General features: G+C 69.2%; 17 protein-coding genes. 11 read left to right on the forward strand and 6 right to left on the reverse strand.

Going from position 1 to position 18,859, the window contains the following annotated elements; genetic code table 11:
• Nucleotides 1-159 precede the first annotated feature (159 nt).
• The 3 genes from DI276_RS30995 (at nucleotide 160) to DI276_RS31005 (ending at nucleotide 6,107) form a co-directional block, all read left to right on the forward strand.
• On the forward strand, nucleotides 160-1,467 hold the full coding sequence (locus tag DI276_RS30995) for a hypothetical protein (protein WP_112269813.1): 1,308 nt from the start codon (nucleotides 160-162) through the stop codon (nucleotides 1,465-1,467).
• 76 nt (nucleotides 1,468-1,543) lie between these two features.
• Nucleotides 1,544-3,595: a DNA gyrase/topoisomerase IV subunit B gene (locus DI276_RS31000; protein WP_112269815.1), complete on the forward strand. Its 2,052-nt coding sequence runs from the start codon at nucleotides 1,544-1,546 to the stop codon at nucleotides 3,593-3,595.
• Nucleotides 3,596-3,626: 31 nt separating this feature from the next.
• On the forward strand, nucleotides 3,627-6,107 hold the full coding sequence (locus DI276_RS31005; protein ID WP_112269817.1) for a DNA gyrase/topoisomerase IV subunit A: 2,481 nt from the start codon (nucleotides 3,627-3,629) through the stop codon (nucleotides 6,105-6,107).
• Between the two features lie 17 nt (nucleotides 6,108-6,124).
• On the opposite strand, the gene DI276_RS31010 is transcribed toward DI276_RS31005, so the two are convergent.
• Nucleotides 6,125-6,898: an MHYT domain-containing protein gene (locus DI276_RS31010; protein WP_198681008.1), complete on the reverse strand. Its 774-nt coding sequence runs from the start codon at nucleotides 6,896-6,898 to the stop codon at nucleotides 6,125-6,127.
• 217 nt (nucleotides 6,899-7,115) lie between these two features.
• Nucleotides 7,116-7,667: a DivIVA domain-containing protein gene (locus tag DI276_RS31015; protein ID WP_157985049.1), complete on the reverse strand. Its 552-nt coding sequence runs from the start codon at nucleotides 7,665-7,667 to the stop codon at nucleotides 7,116-7,118.
• A gap of 90 nt (nucleotides 7,668-7,757) precedes the next feature.
• On the opposite strand from DI276_RS31015, the gene DI276_RS31020 reads away from it, so the two are divergent.
• The 4 genes from DI276_RS31020 (at nucleotide 7,758) to DI276_RS31035 (ending at nucleotide 12,293) form a co-directional block, all read left to right on the forward strand.
• Complete coding sequence (locus tag DI276_RS31020) at nucleotides 7,758-8,129, forward strand: YchJ family protein (RefSeq protein ID WP_408610594.1); 372 nt, start codon at nucleotides 7,758-7,760, stop codon at nucleotides 8,127-8,129.
• Nucleotides 8,129-8,806: a hypothetical protein gene (locus tag DI276_RS31025; protein WP_112269823.1), complete on the forward strand. Its 678-nt coding sequence runs from the start codon at nucleotides 8,129-8,131 to the stop codon at nucleotides 8,804-8,806. Before DI276_RS31020 ends, DI276_RS31025 begins: the two co-directional genes overlap by 1 nt.
• A 224-nt stretch (nucleotides 8,807-9,030) precedes the next feature.
• Nucleotides 9,031-11,379: a hypothetical protein gene (locus DI276_RS51330; protein WP_198681009.1), complete on the forward strand. Its 2,349-nt coding sequence runs from the start codon at nucleotides 9,031-9,033 to the stop codon at nucleotides 11,377-11,379.
• Nucleotides 11,380-11,393: 14 nt separating this feature from the next.
• Nucleotides 11,394-12,293: a carboxylesterase family protein gene (locus DI276_RS31035; protein ID WP_112270026.1), complete on the forward strand. Its 900-nt coding sequence runs from the start codon at nucleotides 11,394-11,396 to the stop codon at nucleotides 12,291-12,293.
• Here DI276_RS31035 and DI276_RS31040 read toward each other — a convergent pair.
• Both DI276_RS31040 and DI276_RS50310 read right to left on the reverse strand, forming a co-directional pair.
• Nucleotides 12,277-13,275, reverse strand: a complete 999-nt coding sequence (locus DI276_RS31040; RefSeq protein ID WP_112270028.1) for a GDSL-type esterase/lipase family protein — start codon at nucleotides 13,273-13,275, stop codon at nucleotides 12,277-12,279. The two genes, DI276_RS31035 and DI276_RS31040, sit on opposite strands and share 17 nt — an antisense overlap.
• 29 nt (nucleotides 13,276-13,304) lie before the next feature.
• A complete protein-coding gene (locus DI276_RS50310) occupies nucleotides 13,305-13,457 on the reverse strand; it encodes a hypothetical protein (protein WP_157985050.1) in 153 nt (50 codons plus the stop codon).
• Between the two features lie 174 nt (nucleotides 13,458-13,631).
• Here DI276_RS50310 and DI276_RS31045 point away from each other — a divergent pair, with 174 nt between their 5' ends.
• Both DI276_RS31045 and DI276_RS31050 read left to right on the forward strand, forming a co-directional pair.
• Entirely contained in the window at nucleotides 13,632-14,594 is a 963-nt protein-coding gene (locus DI276_RS31045) for a GlxA family transcriptional regulator (RefSeq protein WP_232837041.1), read from the forward strand.
• Nucleotides 14,594-15,214: a DJ-1/PfpI family protein gene (locus DI276_RS31050; RefSeq protein WP_112269827.1), complete on the forward strand. Its 621-nt coding sequence runs from the start codon at nucleotides 14,594-14,596 to the stop codon at nucleotides 15,212-15,214. Before DI276_RS31045 ends, DI276_RS31050 begins: the two co-directional genes overlap by 1 nt.
• Here DI276_RS31050 and DI276_RS31055 read toward each other — a convergent pair.
• Together DI276_RS31055 and DI276_RS51335 are read right to left on the reverse strand one after the other, a co-directional pair.
• The gene (locus DI276_RS31055; RefSeq protein ID WP_112269829.1) at nucleotides 15,200-15,844 is read right to left on the reverse strand and encodes a response regulator; all 645 of its coding nucleotides are present in this window, start codon (nucleotides 15,842-15,844) and stop codon (nucleotides 15,200-15,202) included. The two genes, DI276_RS31050 and DI276_RS31055, sit on opposite strands and share 15 nt — an antisense overlap.
• Nucleotides 15,841-16,893: a sensor histidine kinase gene (locus DI276_RS51335; RefSeq protein ID WP_198681010.1), complete on the reverse strand. Its 1,053-nt coding sequence runs from the start codon at nucleotides 16,891-16,893 to the stop codon at nucleotides 15,841-15,843. The genes DI276_RS31055 and DI276_RS51335 overlap by 4 nt, the downstream gene beginning before the upstream one ends.
• A 99-nt stretch (nucleotides 16,894-16,992) precedes the next feature.
• Between DI276_RS51335 and DI276_RS31065 the strand changes: the two genes are divergently transcribed.
• Together DI276_RS31065 and DI276_RS31070 are read left to right on the forward strand one after the other, a co-directional pair.
• On the forward strand, nucleotides 16,993-17,853 hold the full coding sequence (locus DI276_RS31065; RefSeq protein WP_198681011.1) for an ABC transporter ATP-binding protein: 861 nt from the start codon (nucleotides 16,993-16,995) through the stop codon (nucleotides 17,851-17,853).
• Nucleotides 17,853-18,668, forward strand: a complete 816-nt coding sequence (locus tag DI276_RS31070) for an ABC transporter permease subunit (RefSeq protein WP_112269833.1) — start codon at nucleotides 17,853-17,855, stop codon at nucleotides 18,666-18,668. The genes DI276_RS31065 and DI276_RS31070 overlap by 1 nt, the downstream gene beginning before the upstream one ends.
• Nucleotides 18,669-18,859: the final 191 nt, after the last annotated feature.

Here is an 18,859-nt window from a genome sequence, read left to right on the forward strand (position 1 = left end):
TTGGTCCGTCTCCGACACCGGGGCATACGTGCCGATGTTCATCCCGGTTCACGGGTCCGTTGCGGGAAGGTCTCGGAAGGGTCTCGTACGCAACCCTGCGTACTCCGGTGCATCGTCTCGTCGGACGCGGCTTCATCCGATGATCGAGAGCCTGGTCCCATGTTCGGAAAACTGATGCTCGCGATGTCGTTGCTGATGCCGGTCGAGGCCGCTGACTTGACTGTCCACACTGGACAGATCGACGGCGCGGAATACCGCGTCGAGGTGCCTTCTCGTTGGAACGGCACGCTTTTGCTCTACAGCCACGGGACCTATCCGGCCGGCTACAACCCGCAGGTGGAGATGGCCTCACGTCCGGCTGCGCGCGACGAGCTGCTGGCCCGTGGCTACGCTCTCGCGGCCTCTCGGTACCGGGTGCCGCACGGGCACGCGATCCCGGACGCGTTGCGCGACCAACCGGCGCTGGTGTCGTGGTTTTCTCGTGAGGTCGCTCGGCCGCGTCGGGTCATCGCGTGGGGATCGTCGCTGGGCGGGCTGACCTCGGTGCTGCTGGGGGAGAGGTCGCGGTTCGACGGGGTGCTGTCTCTCTGCGGCGCGTTGGGCGGGGCCGTGCTGCGGTCCAACCAGCTGCTTGACCTGGGATTTGTGTTCCGGACGCTGCTGGAGCCATCGCTCGAGCTCAGCCGGATTTCCGACGTTGCGGCGAACGAGCAGAGGGCGGTCGGGGCGATCGATGCCGCCTTGGGGTCTGGTCTCGGCCGGGCCCGGCTGGCGTTGGCCAACGCGGTTGCGGGTATCCCGGCCTGGTCGCGGGTGCACGAGCCCCGTCCCACGTCGGTCGTGGACGCCGTGACGCAGGCAGCCGTGCACGACCGAACGCTCGCGCGCTCGCTGGCGTGGGGCAGCGGCCGGGTGGACGTCGAGACGCGTGCCGGTGGCAACCCGAGCTGGAACACGGGTGTCGACTACCGGGTCTTGCTGGAGCGGTCCGCGCAGAAGGAACTGGTGATGGCGGCCTACCGGGAAGCAGGTGCGTCGGTGAAAGACGATCTGGCCGCGCTCGGGTCGGCTCCTCGGATCGCGGCCGACGCGGCGGCGGTGCGGTGGCTGCACTCGTTCGGCGATCCGACCGGCCGGGCCCAGTCGCCGGTCGTGACGCTGCACGCGCTGGGCGATCCGACCTCCGTGGAGCACTCGGGCGCTTACTCCGGGCGTGACGTTCGCCAACTCTTCGTCAACCGCGCGGGACACTGCATGCACACGGCGGCGGAGGAACTGACGGCTCTGCGTGTCCTGGAAGACCGGATCTCATTTGGGCGGTGGCCGGTCGCCGACCTGAACGCCTGGGCTGGTCAGCACGGCCCTGAGATGCGAGTACTCCAGGACTGGACCACGACTCCACCCCGTGCGGAGACCGTGGCGCCGGGCTTTGTGACGCACCACCCAGGGCGTTTTCCGCGTCCGTGAGAGGCGTCCTGCGAAATATTGTCGGTCCGTGCGGATACCCTGCTGGCAGTCCGCACACAACCAGGGAGAAATACCCGTGACCGCAGAGACCCTGTACGGGGCCGACGACCTCACGCATCTGGAAGGTCTGGAGGCCGTCCGCAAGCGGCCAGGCATGTACATCGGGTCGACCGACAGCCGGGGCATCAACCACCTCTTCAGCGAGATCGTCGACAACTCGACCGACGAGGGCGTGGCAGGTCACGCCTCCAAGATCGTGGTCACGCTGCACGCCGACGGCAGCGTCCAGGTCGACGACGACGGCCGGGGCATCCCGACCGACGTGCACGCGAAGTCCGGTCTGTCCGGTGTGGAACTGGTGCTGACGAAGCTGCACGCCGGCGGCAAGTTCGGCGGATCCGGCTACAAGACCTCCGGCGGCCTGCACGGCGTCGGCGCCTCCGCCGTCAACGCCCTCTCCCACCGCTACGACGTCACGGTGCGGCGTGGCGGCAAGGTGCACGAGATGTCGTTCGCGCACGGCGTGCCCGGCGTGTTCGACGGCCCAGGCCCGAAGGCGAAGTTCACCCGCCAGACCGGCCTCCGAGTCACCGGCAAGATGAAGCGCAACGAGTCCACTGGCACCTCGACCCGCTACTGGCACGACGCCCGCTACTTCGAGAACGGCGCTGCTCTGGACGTCGAGGTGGTGCGCCAGAAGCTGCGCAACACTGCGTTCCTCGTGCCGGGCGTGACTTATGTCCTGCGGACGGCGCTGGAAGACTCGATCTCCGAAGAGGTCTTCCACTACCCGTCCGGCCTCACCGACATGGTCGAGTTCCTGGCGCCGTCCGGAGATCGGGCCGTGTCGGGGACGTTGGTGATCACCGGCTCCGGCACCTACTTCGAGAACGCCGCCGACCAGAACGGCGTGATGCGGTCCAAAGTGGAGCGTCAGGCCGAGATCGAGGTCGCACTCCGCTGGGGCACCGGCTACGAGCGCACCGTCGAATGCTTCACCAACACCATCCGCAACATGCACGGCGGCACCCACCGCCGCGGCTTCGACCGCGCGGTGCTGAAGGCCGTGCAGGACGCGATCTCCAAGACCCGCGGTCTGCTGAAGCCCAAGGAAGACCCGCCGACGCTGGACGACGTGCTCGAGGGCATGACGGCCGTCATCCACGTCCGGATTCCCGAGCCGCAGTTCACCTCGCAGACCAAGGACGAGCTGTCCACCGCCGGCATCACCAAGGTGCTGCAGGGGATCGTGGACGCTCAGGTGCGGGCTTGGACCGAGGACCGCAGGACCAAGGTCGAAGCCAAGACCGTGCTGCAGAAGGTCGTCGACGCGTCGCGCGTGCGGTTGACGCAGAAGCAGCAGAAGGACGCGGCGCGGCGGAAGACGGCACTTGAGGGTGCGGCGATGCCGGCCAAGCTGGTCGACTGCCGGACGACCGGGGTGTCCCGTTCTGAGCTGTTTCTCGTGGAAGGGGACAGCGCATTGGGCTCGGCTCGCATGGCGCGCGTCTCCGAGTACCAGGCGCTGCTTCCCTTGCGCGGCAAGATTTTGAACGTCCAGAAGGCCTCCTTGGCCGACACGCTGCGCAACGCCGAGATCGCGTCCATCGTCCAGGTCCTGGGCGCCGGCACCGGCCGCACGTTCGACATCAGCCAGATGCGGTACGGCCGCGTGATCCTGATGGCCGACGCGGACGTCGACGGCAGCCACATCCGGACGTTGCTGATCACGTTGTTCGCCAAGTACATGCGGCCGGTGATCGAGGACGGCCGCCTGTACGCCGCGATGCCGCCGTTGCACAAGGTGATGACGCGCGGCCGCAACGCCGAAACGCACTTCACCTTCACCCAGCGCCAGATGGAGCAGAAGGTCGCGCAGCTGGAGAAGGCGGGCAAGCAGGTCGTCACGCCGGTGCCGCGGTTCAAGGGTCTGGGCGAGATGGACGCGGACGAGTTGTGGGAGACCACGATGAACCCGTCCACGCGCTCGGTGCGCCGCATCACCATGGACGACGTCGACGCCGCCGAGACCGCGCTGGAACTGCTGATGGGCGAGAAGGTCGAGCCGCGCCGCAACTGGCTCATCGAGTCGTCCGCACGGGTCGACCAGTCGGCCATCGACCTCTGAGCCTTTTCAAGACAGACGGAGTAACGAAGTCATGGCACGCCGCAAGGGAACCACGACCAAGGTCGACCCCGCCGCGTTCGACCGGGCCGGCGCCCAGGTGCTCGACAACTCGCTGAAGACGGAGATCGAGGACTCGTACCTGGAGTACGCGTACTCGGTCATCCACTCGCGGGCTCTGCCGGACGCGCGGGACGGCCTCAAGCCGGTGCACCGCCGCATCCTGTTCTCGATGCACGAGCAGGGTTATCGGCCCACGCACGCCTACGTGAAGTCCGCCCGTGTCACGGGGGACTGCATGGGCAAGTACCACCCGCACGGCGATACGGCGATCTACGACGCGTTGGTCCGCCTCGCGCAGGACTTCAGCCTCAACGAGCCGCTGATCGACGGCCACGGCAACTTCGGTTCCCCGGACGACGGGCCGGCCGCGGCGCGGTACACCGAGTGCCGCATGTCCCCGGTCGCCATGCAGCTCGTCGGCGAGCTCAACGAGGAGACGGTCGACTTCCGGCCGAACTACGACGGTTCGCTGGAAGAGCCGTCCGTGCTGCCAGCCGCATTCCCGAACCTGCTGGTCAACGGCACGTCCGGCATCGCGGTCGGCATGGCCACGAACATGATCCCGCACAACCTCCGCGAGGTGGTCGGGGCGGCGCGGTGGCTGATCTCGCACCCGGACGCGAGTCTCGACAAGCTCATGGAGTTCGTGCCGGGGCCCGACCTGCCGACCGGTGGCATCCTGCTGGGCCTCGACGAGGTGCGGAAGGCGTACGAGACCGGGCGCGGTGTGGTCCGGATGCGCGCGAAGGTCGAGATCGGGCTCCTGGAAGGCTCCCGCGGCCGGCAGGCGATCACGGTCACGCAGCTGCCGTACGGCGTGGGTGCGGAGCGGATCGTCGAGAAGATCACCGATGAGGTGAACAAGTCCAAGCGGCTCACCGGTATCGCGGACGTCAAGGACCTCACCGACCGCGAGAACGGCATCCGGCTCGTCATCGAGTGCAAGGTGGGGGTGAACCCGCAGGCGCTGCTGGCCGACCTGTACCGGTTGACGCCGATGGAGCAGTCGTTCGGCATCAACAACCTGGTGCTGGTCGACGGGCAGCCGCAGACGCTCGGGCTCAAGGAGTTGCTGGAGGTCTTCCTCAAGCACCGCTACGACGTCGTCACGCGGCGCACGAAGTTCCGTCGCCGCAAGCGCGAGGAGCGGCTGCACCTCGTCGAGGGTCTCCTCGTGGCCCTGCTCGACATCGACAAGGTCATCAAGCTGATCCGGGGGAGCGAGAACGCCGCTGCCGCCAAGGACGGCCTGATGAAGCAGTTCAAGCTGTCGGAGATCCAGGCCTCCTACATCCTCGACACGCCGCTGCGCCGCCTCACCAAGTACGACAAGCTCGAGCTCGAGAACGAGCAGGACAAGCTCACCAAGGAGATCGCGGAGCTGACCGCGATCCTCGAGGACGAGAACGTGCTGAAGAAGCTCGTCTCACAGGAGCTCGCGAACGTTGCCAAGGAGCTCGGCGGCGACCGTCGGACGAGCCTCATCGACGGTGACCTCAAGGAGGTGCTGGCGGCGTCGAAGCCCGCCGGGCCGCTGGAGGTCGCCGACGACCCGTGTCAGGTCATCCTCAGCGCCACCGGGCTCGTCGCGCGCACCGCGGCCGAGTCGGAGGAGGTGTCCGAGGGCAAGCGCCGGGCCGGTCGCGTGAAGCACGACGCCGTGTCGGCTCTGGTGCACTCGACGGCGCGTGGGCAGGTCATCCTGATCACGAACCTCGGCCGCGCGTTCAAGACCGACGTGCTGCCGTTGCCGGTGTTGCCCGAGCAGAACGGCACGGTGTCGCTGAGCGGCGGCATGGCGGCGAGTGAGCTGGTGCCGCTCGACAAGGGCGAGAAGGTGATCGGCATCGTGCCGCTCGATCCCGGTGAGTCGCCGGGCATCGCGCTCGGCACGAAGCTCGGCACGGTGAAAATCTGCCAGCCGGAGTGGCCGGTGCGGTCGGACGAGTTCGAGGTCATCACGCTCAAGGACGGCGACGAGGTCGTCGGCGCCACCTGGCTCACGGACGGCACCGAGACGCTCGCGTTCGTCAGTTCGGATTCGTCGTTGCTGCGTTACGACGCGAAGCTGGTGCGGCCGCAGGGCCTCAAGGGTGGCGGCATGGCGGGCATCAACCTGAGCGGCGACGCGCACGTGGTGTTCTTCGGGGCGATCCGCACGGACGACGACGAGCACGGCGAGCCGATGGTCGTCACGTCGTCCGGGCAGAGCGTCAAGGTCACGCCGTTCAGCGAGTACCCGGCGAAGGGCCGGGCCACGGGTGGCGTGCGGTCGCAGCGGTTCCTCAAGGGCGAGTCGCACCTGGTGCTGGCGTGGATCGGCAGCAGGCCGGCCGGTGCGGACCTGAAGGGGTCGCCGGTCGAGCTGCCCGACGTGGACGTCCGGCGGGACGGCTCCGGTCACGCGCATCCCGGGCCGGACGTCGTCGGGCACCTGATCGAACGGGACTGAGCCCTCCGTTCAGGAGGTCAGCGCGGGCCGAGTCGTCGTGACTCGGCCCGCTGCAGCACGCGTTCGAGCAGCTCAGCTTCCTCGCGGCGTTCCTCGTCGGGCGACGTGAGGGCGAGCAGGAAGACCAGGAGCACGCTGAACCCGGCGCCGCCGATGATCAACGACATGATCAGCTCCTCGGAGTTGTCGGCGATCAGCGAGGCGCTCTCGTTCAGCGTGACGCTCATGGCGTGCATGCCGGTGTAGTGCATGCCGGTGACGGCGAGTCCCATCACCAGCGAGGCGCCGAGGACGGCGAGCGGGCCGCTGACCTCCCTGGTGAACCACAGCGCGGCGATCGAGGCGACGACGGCGATCGCGATGGAGACCAGCACGGTGGTGGTGTCGTAGCCGACCTCGGCGTTGATCACGATCGCCGACATGCCGGTGTAGTGCATCGCGGCGACGCCGAGGCCGGTGACCAGGCCGCCTGCCGCGAGTGGCCAGAAGCGTTCGTCGCCGTCGCGGCGCAGGGCCAGGATCAGTCCGATGGCGACGACCACGATGGCGACCAGCATGCTCAGCAACGTGATCGGGATGTCGTAGCCGACCTGGGCTCCCATCCAGGTGCCGAGCATCGCGGTGAAGTGCATTCCCCAGATGCCCAGCCCGCCGATCGACACCGCGGCGACCGTCAGCCAGCCGTTGCGCGGTGCCCCGACCGCGTTTCGCGCGCGTTCGCTGGACAGCAGCCCGAGAGCTGAGCCGAGGCACGCTACGAGGTACGCGACAATTGGTGTGACACTCCCCATGTCCATATGAGACATGGAAACATTCCGAATCAATGGAGTGCAAGACCCATTGTGGACGAATAAGAATAACGAATAGGTGAAGCCGGGCGGAGATTCTTCGGGTATCTCCGCCCGGCTTCGTTAATTGAATTCAAACGATCTTTCTGGCGAATGCCAAACACCCTCTGCCTGCGACAATGGGCAGGACAAAAGTAAATTCTGTGATCGTCCGCGTCGATCAGTCGATTCGTGCGCCGTGCACCTTGGCTTCGGCGATGATGCGCTCGGCCTCGTCGATGGCCACATTTCGCAGTTCGGCCAGGGCGCGCATTGCTTCTGCGCGGCGGGCCGACATGGCGAGCCGGAAGTCCTCGCGAATTTCCTCGCGCTTGGCCGCGGCCTCCTCGTCGAGTCGGCGGGCGCGTTGCTCCGCCTCACCGACGATCATCAACGCCTTCAGCTGGGCGTCCCTGATCACTTCCCGGCGTTCTTCCTCGGCCAGCGCGACCATGCGGGCGAGCCGTTCGGGCAGGCCCTTCGGGTCGATCGGGGTGAGGCAGATGCGGTGCAGGCCGTCCTGCAGCCCCGCGTTCTCCTCCTGGACGGACATCAACCTGCTGGCCAGCGCGTCTGCCCTGGCTTCCGACGCGTCTCGGTCCGCGGTGACCAGACGCAGCTCGGCCTCCAGCTCGGAGACGTAGTCGTCCACCTCGTCGCGGTCGTAGCCGCGCCACCGCAGTCCGAACCACGTGCGCAGCGGTACGAGCTCTGTCCTGCTCTCGACACTCACTTGCCGTCTCCTCTGCCTCCCGCGAGTCAGTCTTGACAGGGTGTACGTACGCGGTGCGGCATCGGTTCTAACGGGTTCACCAGGCACAATGTGTGCGTGAACAACAAACTGTGCCCCTGTGGCACCGGTCAGTCCTATGTGGACTGTTGCGGTGCGCTGCACTCAGGTGCCCGCACCGCGGCCACCGCCGAGCAGCTGATGCGTTCGCGTTACAGCGCTTTCGCCGTGTCCGATGAGGACTACCTGCTGCGCACGTGGGCCGCCGCACACCGGCCCGCGAGCGCCGGGATCGACGCGACGGACCGCTGGTTGAAGCTCGAAGTTCTGGCAACTGAGAACGGCGGGTTGCTGCAGAACGAGGGCGTCGTGGAGTTCCGCGCGCACTACGTCGGGGGCGTCGTGCACGAGCGGAGCCGGTTCGTCCGGGAGAACGGCCAGTGGGTCTACGCGGAGGCCCTGTGATGAGCACGGTGAAGATCGCGAGCCGCTTCAACGGGCCGCCCGGGATGGGCAACGGCGGCTACTCGGCCGGCCTGCTCGCCGCCCACGTCGGCGCGCCGGTGGTGAGTGTCCGTTTGCGCAAGCCCGTGCCGCTCGACCGCGAGTTGGAGGTCCGCGGCGGTGACCTGCTCGACGGCGACACGGTGATCGCCTCCGCCGAGCCCGCGACGCTGGACCTCGACGTTCCCGCTGCTCCGAGCATCGACGAGGCGCGGAAGGCCGCCGCGAAGGTGCCGTGGCGGGACAAGCACCCGTTCCCGACGTGCTTCGGGTGCGGTCCCGGTCGCGAGGACGGCATCGCCGCGCTGCTCGGCCCGCTGGACGACCGCCCGGAGTGGGCCGGGGTGTGGCGGCCGACCGACCTGCTGCCGAACGACGGCGAGCACGTGCTGCCGGAGATCGTCTGGGCGGCGCTGGACTGCCCGTCGGCACAGCCCGTGGCTCCGGACGGCGGTCCGGCGTTCGTGCTCGGCACTTTTGTCGCCCAGGTGGAGCAGCCGGTGGAACTGGGCGTGGACCACGTGCTCCTCGCGTGGGAACTTGGCCGGGACGGACGCAAGGCCTACTCGGCATCAGCGATCATCGGCCCGCACGGTGTGTGCGGACGAGCGCGTGCCGTGTGGGTCTCGATCGGATGAAACCAAATAACCCGACTGGGTGACGCGAGTGCGCAGCGCCTTGATAGCGTGCACGACCGTTGCCCGATTAAGCCGAAAGGGCGAGTGAACGGGATGGCACGGAGGTGATCAGGCGCTTGATGGGCCGACGTGCCGCCGCCCATGGCGACCAGCAAACACAGACCCAGAGTTCGAGCCCTGCGACGAACACGGATCTGTACCCCGTCGAGCAGCCACCGGCAGCAGTGACGCCGCCGGAGCCCTTGCCGCAACGAACGCCGTTCGCGGCGAACTTCGTCGGCGCGACGCTCGTTGTTTCCGCACCTGAAGGGCCGAGCCAGGCCGCGTCCGGCCTCGCGCGCACCCTTCCGGTCGACCGAGGCCGGACCGTGGTCGTGGTGGACTTCCCCGGTGGCGACCAGAGCACTTTCTGGCCGCACGTGGTGACCGCCCTCAGCGGTCGTGGTCCGATCCGGCTCGCGGTCTCGCACGCGGGCACCATGCGTCCCACCGCGCCCGCGCAGTGGCTCGCCGAGCAGCTCCAGGCCGAGGTCGTGGCGCCGGACGGCGTGCTGACCACCGTGCCCGGTGCGGCGTTCGTGGTGGGCACCCAGGGCTACGGCAGCTGGGTGCGCTTCCAGCCGAACGCGTCGCCGATGCCGTTCGGCCGCCGCTTCCCGGTGCCGCAGTGGGAGGCGATGGACCCGAACTCGCCGTGGCCGACGGGCGAGATCGGCATCTCCGAGCCCATCCCGGCCGGTCTGTGGCTGCGCGCTCAGCAGCCGCCGTTCGACCCGGCCGCCCAGGACTCGCGCCCGATCGTGGCGCTGCCGTGCCGCGAGAACGTGCTGACCGTCGTGGTCGGCGGGCCCGGCCAGTCGGCGATCCCGACCGACGAGGTCGTCCGGTTGCTGACCGCGCTGCCCCAGGCGGCCCGGTCGCGCGTGCGGCTCGTGCCGTACGGCATCGACGCCGCGCTCGGGCAGCTGGTCGCGGACCAGCTGGGCGAGCCGATCGCGATGTTCACCGGTCTGCCGGTGGGCAACCTGCGCACCGGTGGGCCCGCGGTGATCGCGGTCGACCCGCGCGGGCAGCAGACGTGGCGGCCGTTCGTCACCGAGGTGCAGTGCTCGCCGCACGAGTCCGTGCCGGTCGTTTCCGGCTACCGGGCGCCCGTGCAGGGACTCGCTGAGGCCTCGCCCGGTGTGTTCGCTCTCGGCGACGGCGTTGTGCTCGAGGTCGTGCCCTCTGGACTGTGGGTGCGTGAGCACGACGAGCCGTACAACGCGTCTGAGGTGCGTTCTCAGCCCGTTGACCCGGAGTGGGCGCGTCTGACCGTGGGCACGCCGGGGCGGACTACGCCTGGTGCGGTCGCGGTGCACGGCGCTGCTCTCGTGGAGCGCCTTGAGCCTGAGGTGCGGAAGCTGCTGCGTGTCGTGTTCTGCGACGCCAACGTGTCTCCGCCGCCACCTCCGCCACCGCCGGCGCCTCCGGTTCCGCAGCACGCCGCGCCTGCGCACGCCGCGTCCGACACCGGTTCTCAGCCGACGTTCGGCACGCAGACCACCGGCAGCCCCGCCGCGGTCGCCGCCGCGCTGGGTGCGGCCGCGCAGGCGCTGTCGAGCCGCGACTCGTCCGGCAACGGCACCGGCTTCTTCGCTGCGGTCACCCCGGCCGAGCCAGAGCCCGCCTACACCGCGATCCCGCCGTCCGAGACGGCCACCGTCACGGTGTCGGCGGACCTCGTGGCCGAGGCTGAAGAGGCGGCGTTCCCGTCGTCCGACCCGGACGCGGCCGCGGTCCGGTTCCGGGTGGACGGCCCGCTGCCGATGCAGCCGCTGGCGTCCTGGGAGCTGCCGGCCCAGAGCAACGGTGAGCGCGAGACGATCCTGCCGGACCACAGCAGCTCGGACCTGGAACGCGACGCCGTCCGCCGCGCTCTGGGCGAGCGTTACGGCGTGCACGCGGCGACGGTCTGCCGCCTGCTCGCGCAACGTCCGGACGCGGAGGAGGACCCGGCCGCGTTCGAGGCCATGGTGACCGACCTCACGGCGTTGCTGGCGTGCGTGTCGCAAGACGAGGAAATGGTCGTCGACACGCTCCGCATGGGCCGGCTCGGCCGCCTGCGCCCGTACGTCGCTTGCATCGTGTCGGGCCTGAACCGCCTGCCGCTGCACAGCGGTGTGGCGGCGGTGTGGGGCCAGAGCGGCCCGACCGGCCCGCGCCGCTACCGCAGCGGCGACGTGCTGGTGGAGCACGGCCTGCTCGACGCCATCGCCAACCCGACGCAGCGGGTCGAGGGCGCCACCGAGTACCTGCTGTGGTCGGTCACCGGCCGCCGGGTCGAGGTGGCCGACCGCGTCGCCGTGGCCACCGAGGAACGCGTGGTCTTCCCGCCCGGCACGGCGTTCCGCGTGCTGGCGGTCGCCGAGGCCGAGGGTGATCACCCGCAGCAGGTGCTGCTGCAGGAGATGGCCGGTGCCGCGGCGGACCAGGAGATCGCCGGGCTGCGGCCGAGCGTGCTGTCGCAGCTGGAACGCGCGGCGGCGAACCTGCGGGTGCTGCCGACGGTTCAGGTGACGGTGGAAGCCTGACCGGGTATCTGGGCATGCGGCACGTCGGACCGCGGTTCGGCGTGCCGGTCAGCCCTCACCTGGGCATCCGGTACGCCGAACCTCCGTCGGGTCCGCTGCGCTTCGAGCCACCCGTGGATTGCGATGGCGAGCCAACCGGTGAGTTCGGCGATGTCCACACGTTGAACGTCTGGTCCACAGTGGACTCCGGCGGTCCGGTCCTGCTGTGGGTCCACGGCGGCGCCAACACCGTTGGCTCGTCGGCACAACCCGAGTACGCGGGTGACGTCCTGGCCGACCTCGGCGTGGTGTTCGTCAGCTGCAACTACCGGCTCGCGGTCGACGGATACGGTGCCCTGGAAGGGGTCCAGCACAACCGCGGCCTGCTCGACGTCGTGTCCGCGCTCCGCTGGATCCAGCGCAACATCGCTCGGTACGGCGGAGATCCGGGCAACGTCACGGTCGCCGGGCAGTCGTCCGGAGCGCAGACCGTCGCGTCGCTGATGGTGATGCCGGCCGCCAAAGGCCTGTTCCGCCGGGCGATCACGCACAGCCTGGCCGGACGGTTCTTCACACCCGCTGAAGCCGTTGAGGTGCAACGGAAAGCCGAGCCGGACGTGGTGCTGTACCAGCCGATCGTGGACGGCGACACGCTGCCGCGTTCACCGCTGGAAGGCCCCTACGACGTGGATCTGCTGGTGTGTCACACGGCAGACGAAGACGCCGAACTGTTCCAGCAACCGACCATGCGGCTCGCGGACGAGCACGGCCACGCGTTCCGGTCGATCTACGCGCGAACCCCGGCCCATCACGGCGCGGACGTCCCTGACATGTTCCGCGGCGACATCGCCCGAGCGTGGGCCCGGTTCGCCCGCGACGGCGATCCCGGCTGGCCGCGCGCCGAGCTGAAGCGCTGGGTCAGTTCTCCGTCGTGAGGCCGAGCGAGCCGTCCAGCCGCGGCACGCACGCGCCGTCGCGCTTGTCGGTCGCCAGGAACTCGGTGAGGCACCGGCCGATCTGCTCATGACCGAGGGCGTTGGGGTGGAACGACTCCTGCAACGCGTGCGACGAGCGCCTGTTGTCCTTCAGGCCGTCCCAGTCGACGGTCAGCCGGGTGAACCACTCGTTGTCCGGCCTGCTCGCGCACGCCTCGTGGCCCTCGCCGGCCCGCGCCAGGTCCAGGAACCGGGCGTTGACCTTCTCCGCGGCCGTGCGCAGGCCGTTCGACAGCTCCGGCACGGCCTCGTCGACGACCCACTCCAGGTCGGTGCTGCGCAGCGGGCAGCCGGACAGGTTCTGCAGCGACTTCGGCATCTTCGGCGAGACCGGCGCCGCGTACGACTGGACCACCAGCTGGTAGTCGGAGTCGAGGTAGCTCGAGTCGCGCATGGTCTGGCGGATGGCGTTGAGCGTGTTCTCGACCTTGGGAATCATCCTGCGCACACGCTTGGACCACTCCTGCGCCACCGACGACGTGCAGTCGCTGCGCTTGCCCCACGCCTCGAAGCACTTGTTGAGCACCTCGGCGAAGCGCGGGTCGTCGTTCGCGCCGATGGCCACCACGATCGCGACAACGCGGTTCGACCCGGCGATCTTGCGCAGCTGCGGCAGCTGCTCGTTGCGCAGCTTGTCGGAGTTGGCGCCGGAGCAGGCCAGGTTGATCTTCTGGTCGGCCTCGATCGTGGCCTTCGCGATCTCGGCGTCGCGCGAGCGGTGGCACCAGTTGCCGCCGTCCTCGCCGTTGGTGCCGGGCTCGTAGTTGCCGGCGCCCTCGCCGGACATCGTGCTGTCGCCGAGCGCCACGACCGCGGTCCTCGACTCGCGGTCCGGTTCCGAGGGCGGTGGGAACGGGTGGTCGCTCACGACCAGCAGGATCGTGAGCAGGCCGATCATCGCGAGGGGTAGGGCTTTGCGCATCGCGAGCCAGTTTACCGGCGCCGCCAACTTCAGAAGTGCAGGCCAGACCACATGGCGTCCCACCGTCCGAACACCGAGAACGGAATCGCGAACCACAGCGCGACCGCCCCGCCCGCGCCCGCGAGCGCCGCCCACAGGTTGCGCGAGCACAACGCAGCCCGAACGCGATGGCGAGCACCCATCCCGCGGTGAGCGTCAAGAGCACGCCGAGCACGTACGAAAGTCCGATTTGGACGACGAGTCTCACCGATCGAGTGTGGCAGTTCGTCGAACGCCGCATGTCCGTTTCGGTGGGTGGCCGAATGCGAGGGGGATAAGTCGTTGCCGCCATCACCGCTGATGGGGAAAGTGGAGGTGTGGGGAATCTGAGGGAAATAGTTGTGGTCGGTTACGACCGCACCGCGTTGCTGGACCTGGCGGGACCCGTCGAGGTGTTCCAAGCAGCGAACTACGGGGCCGACCGGTACCGGGTCACGGTGGCCACGCTCGGGGGCGGCCCGTTCACCGCGACGGCGGGGGTGCGGATCGAGGCAGGAGCGGACCTGCGCACGCTCGACCGCGAGATCGACACCCTGCTGGTCGTCGGCGGCTGGGGCTACGACGAGGCCGCGGCGGACGCGGTGCTCACGACGAACCTGCGGCGGCTCGCGCTGAAGTCGCGGCGGGTCGCGGGCGTCTGCACGGGCGCCGTCGTGCTGGCAGGCGCCGGGCTGCTCGAAGGACGGCGGGCCACGACGCACTGGGCGTTCACCGGCGAGCTGGCGAACCGCGGGGTCGAGGTCGAGCCGGACGCGATCTTCGTGTGCGACGGGCAGGTCGCCACGTCGGCAGGGGTGACGGCGGGCATCGATCTCGCGCTGGCCATGGTCGAGCAGGACCACGGCCCAGGGCTCGCCCGCAGGATCGCGCAGTACCTGGTCGTCTTCCTGCAGCGGTCCGGCGGCCAGTCGCAGTTCAGCGTGCACACCCGGTCGCGGCCGGTGTCGGACGACTCGCTGCGCGCGTTGCTCGACGACATCCACGCCGACCCGACCCGCGAGTGGACGGTGCCGGTGATGGCGCGCGAGGCGATGATGAGCGTGCGGCACTTCGCCCGCGTCTTCTCGCGCAACGTGGGCGTCTCGCCCGCCGTCTACGTCGAACGAGCCCGCGTCGAGGCGGCCGCCGACCGGCTGGCTTCGAGCGGTGACTCGTTGGACGTCGTCGCCCGCTCCTCCGGTTTCGGCTCGGCCGAGACCCTGCGGCGGGCCTTCCTGCGCGTGCTCGGCGTGTCGCCGGGCAGCTACCGCGCCCGTTTCCGGACAACTGGGGTTGCCTGATGGAAGCAACGTTCGTGCTCTACCCGAACATGACCGCACTGGACTTCGTCGGCCCGTTCGAGGTGCTCGGCTCGGTGCCGGTCGTCTCGACGCGGTTCGTGGCCGCGTCGCTCGATCCGGTGAAGTCCGACAACGGGCTGTCAGTCGTGCCGACGGACACGTTCACTTCGGTGAAGTCCACCGACATCGTCGTGGTGCCGGGCTCCAGCCACTGGAGGGAACTGCTCGCGGACTCCGGCGGCGTCGTCGAGTGGCTGCAGGAGGTCCACCCGACGACGAAGTGGACGACGTCGGTGTGCACGGGGTCGACGTTGCTCGCCGAGGCCGGGCTGGTCTCGAAGGCGACCACGCACTGGGCCGCGCGGGAGGACCTGACCGCGCGCGGCGTCGAGGTGTCCGAGGACCGAGTCGTGTTCGACGGCAAGGTCGTGTCGGGCGCTGGTGTGTCGGCGGGCATCGACATGGCGTTGCGGCTGGTCGAGGCCGAGTTCGGCGAGATGGTCGCGCAGGCCGTGCAGGTCGGCATCGAGTACGACCCGCAGCCGCCGCGGTCCTACGACTCGATCCCGCCGGAGGTCGCGCAGGGTCTCAAGGCCGCGTTCGAGTCACGTCAGGCCTGACTGGACCGCGAACACGACGAGCTGGGCGCGATCGCGTGCGCCCAGTTTCACCATCGCCCGCGACACGTGCGTGCGCACCGTCGCGGGCGAGATCACCAGCCGCGCCGCGATCTCGTCGTTGGACGCGCCGGACGCGACGTGCCGCATGATCTCCCGTTCGCGCTCGGTCAGCTTGTCCAGGTGCGGCACGGGCCGGGCGGAGGCGCCGGACGCGAACCGGTCGATCACCCGGCGCGTGACGGACGGCGACAACAACGACCCGCCGTCGGCGACGACGTGCACTGCGCGCAGCAGGTCGGTGGGGTCGGAGTCCTTCACCAGGAAGCCGGACGCGCCGGTCCGCAGCGCCTCGAAGACGTACTCGTCGAGGTCGAACGTGGTGAGCATGACGATCCGGACGTCCGCGCACGACGGATCGGCCGAGACGCGGCGCAGCACTTCGAGACCGTCCAGCAGCGGCATGCGGATGTCCAGGAACACCACGTCCGGCTTGACCGACTGGATCAGCGACAGGGCTTCGCGGCCGTCCGCGGCCTCGCCGGCGAACTGCACGCCGTCCTCGGTCTCGATCAACGTCCGCAGTCCCATCCGGACCAGCGGCTGGTCGTCGGCCACCACCACGCGAATCATGACGGCAACGGTATCCGGGCGATCACCGCGAAGCCGTCGTTTCGCGGACCTGCCTCCAAGGTGCCGCCGTAGCTCTCGGCGCGGGTGCGCATGCCGGTGATGCCATGGCCTTCGGTGAACGGTTTGGGCGTGCCGCTGTCGGCGACCTCGACGACGAGCTCACCGCGCACGGCGTAGACGCGGACCGACGCCGTGACGCCGGGGGAGGAGTGGCGCAGCACGTTGGTGAGGGACTCCTGCACGATCCGGTAGACGGCCAGCTGCAGGTTGTCGGGCAGCTCCAGGTCCTGCACCTCGACGGAGACCTCCAACCCGGCCTCGCGCATCCGGGTGGCCAGCGCCGGGATGTCGGCGAGTGACGTCGTCGGGCGCAGTGGTGCCTCGCCGCGCAGAGTGTCCAGTTCGGACCGCAGACCGTCCAGAGCTTCCTTGCTGGTGTCGCGGATCGCTTCGAGTGACGCGCGGGCCTTCGCCGGGTCCTTGTCCAGCACGTACAACGCCACGCCCGCCTGCATCGCGATCACCGAGAGACCGTGGCCGACGACGTCGTGGACCTCCTGGGCGAGCCGAAGCCGTTCGGAGATCACGGCTCGCTCGCGTACGTCCACAACGGACTTCTTGCGCAGCTTCATCAGCACACCCGCGGCGGCGGGCAGCAGGATCCAGCCCGCCGACCAGGTGATCCACGACGTCACCGTGTCGTTCCACCACGGCAGGATCGCCAGCGCGTAGAGCAGGGCGCATCCGGCGGCGAGCTCGACGGTCGAGTACACGGCCACCGCGTACATCGCCGCGACGCCGCTGACCAGGATCGGGCCGAACGGGTAGCCCATCGCCAGGTACACCGCGATGGCCACGGTGGTCATGCCGAACGTCCACAGCGGACGGACCGAGCGGAACAGCAGGCCGGTGGCCGCCACCGTGATGAGCACGTAGGCGAGCACGTCGAGGGAGACCCCGTTCTGCAGGCGTGCGGCGAACCGCGTGCCGGCGAGGCCGAAGAACAGCAGCGCCACGGTCAGCGCCATGTCCTGCCATTTGATCCGCATGGTGCTGACCATACGACCGGGCGCGTACGCAGATGTGCGTATCTTCATGACGCTCCGCAGCGGACGACCGGGACGCCCGGCGAGCACACGATTGGTCCCATGATCGTGACGACGGAGAAGCTGACGAAGCGCTACGGCGACCGCGCCGTGGTGGACGAGGTCAGTCTGTCCGTGCGGCGGGGCGAGGTCTACGGGTTCCTCGGTCCCAACGGCGCGGGCAAGACGACCACGATCCGCATGCTGCTGGGGCTGGTGAAGCCGACCAGCGGAACCGCTCGGGTGCTCGGTGAGACACCGGGCACGCCCAAGGCGTTGCTCAAGGTCGGGTCGCTGATCGAAGGGCCCGGTTTCTACCCGTACCTGTCCGGCCGCGACAACCTGCGCGTGCACGCGGCGCGGCGCGGCGTGCACAAGACACACGTGGAAGCGGCCTTGGAACAGGTCGACCTCGTGGGTGCGGCGAACGAGAAGTTCCGCCGGTACTCGCTCGGCATGAAGCAGCGGCTCGGCGTCGCCGCGGCCCTGCTCGGCGAGCCGGAGCTGCTGATCCTGGACGAGCCGACCAACGGCCTCGACCCGGCGGGCATGGCCGACATGCGCGACCTGGTGCGCGCGTTGGCGGCCCAGGGGCAGACGGTGCTGCTGTCGAGCCACGTGCTCGGCGAGGTCGAGGAGATCTGCGACCGGGTCGGTGTGATCTCACAGGGCCGGTTGGTCGCCGAGAGCACGGTCGAGCAGCTGCGCGGCGACACCGTGCTGCTGATCCGCGCAGACCCGATCGAGAAGGCGCACGTGCTGATCGAGGGCAGCTCGTTGCACGGCGATGTGCTGCACGTGCGCGAGACGGACGCGGGTGCGCTGGTGCGGGCTTTGGTGCACGCCGACGTGGACGTGCAGGAGGTCCGGCCGCTGCGCCGGACGTTGGAAGAGGTCTTCTTCGAGATGACGGGAGCGGCGTGATGGGCAGCGTGAAGGCGGAGCTGCTGCGGCTGTGGAAGTGGCCGGCGACGTGGGTGCTGATCGGTGTCTGGCTGGTGATGACGCTGACGTTCGGCTACCTGTTCAACTACCTCGCGTTGAACGGCGGCACGAACACGCGTGACCTCTCGCAGCAGCAGCTGATCAGCTCGATGCAGCCGGAGAACGTGGGCGCGGCCGTCGTGCGCGGCCTGCCGATGTTCGGCGGCGCGATCATCCTGGTGCTGGCCGCTTTGGCGGTGGGCAGCGGTTACGGCTGGGGCACCTGGAAGACCACGCTGACCGCCGGTCCGCGCCGGGTCTCGGCGATGGCGGGCACGCTCGGCGCGTTGGCGATCATCGTGGTGATCCTGGTGGCGCTGACTCTTTTCGTGAACCTCGGCGCGGCGATCACGGTGGCGTCGGTCGAGGGCTGGGACTGGAGCTGGCCCGGTGTCGGGGTGTTCGAGGCTCTGGGCGCGTCACTGCTGATCGCCGCCATGTGGACGGGGTTCGGCGTGTTCCTCGGCGTGGTCACCAAGGGGCCCGCGCTGGCCGTCGGGCTCGGGCTGATGTGGGCGATCGTCACCGAGAACCTGTTGCGCGGCGTGGGTTCCCTGCTCGGGCCGGTCGAGGACCTGACCAAGGTCCTGCCCGGTGGTTCCGCCGGCAACCTGGCCGGTGCCGTCGGCGGATCCGGTGCGCCCGGCGTGCTGACCGACCTGAGCGGAACTACCGCGGCCCTGTTCCTCGTTGGCCACGTGGTGGTCTTTGTCGGTGTGGCGACGCTTTTGAAGGTGCGCCGCGACCTCGTATAGGGCCACCGCGGCCCAGGTGATGGCGAGCACGACCGCGACTCCGGTGGGGTAGTCGCGGTCGTGCAGGCCCGGGTTGACCGCGCCGCTGTGCCGGCGCCACAGCAACGGGATCGCCAGGACGCCCAGGATTCCGGTGGTCACGAGTCCGATGCCGATCGATGCTCGTTTGACGATCAGGCCGGACGCTCCGA

The organism is Lentzea terrae (genome assembly GCF_003265345.1).
In the GTDB taxonomy this organism is placed as follows: Bacteria; Actinomycetota; Actinomycetes; order Mycobacteriales; family Pseudonocardiaceae; genus Lentzea; species Lentzea terrae.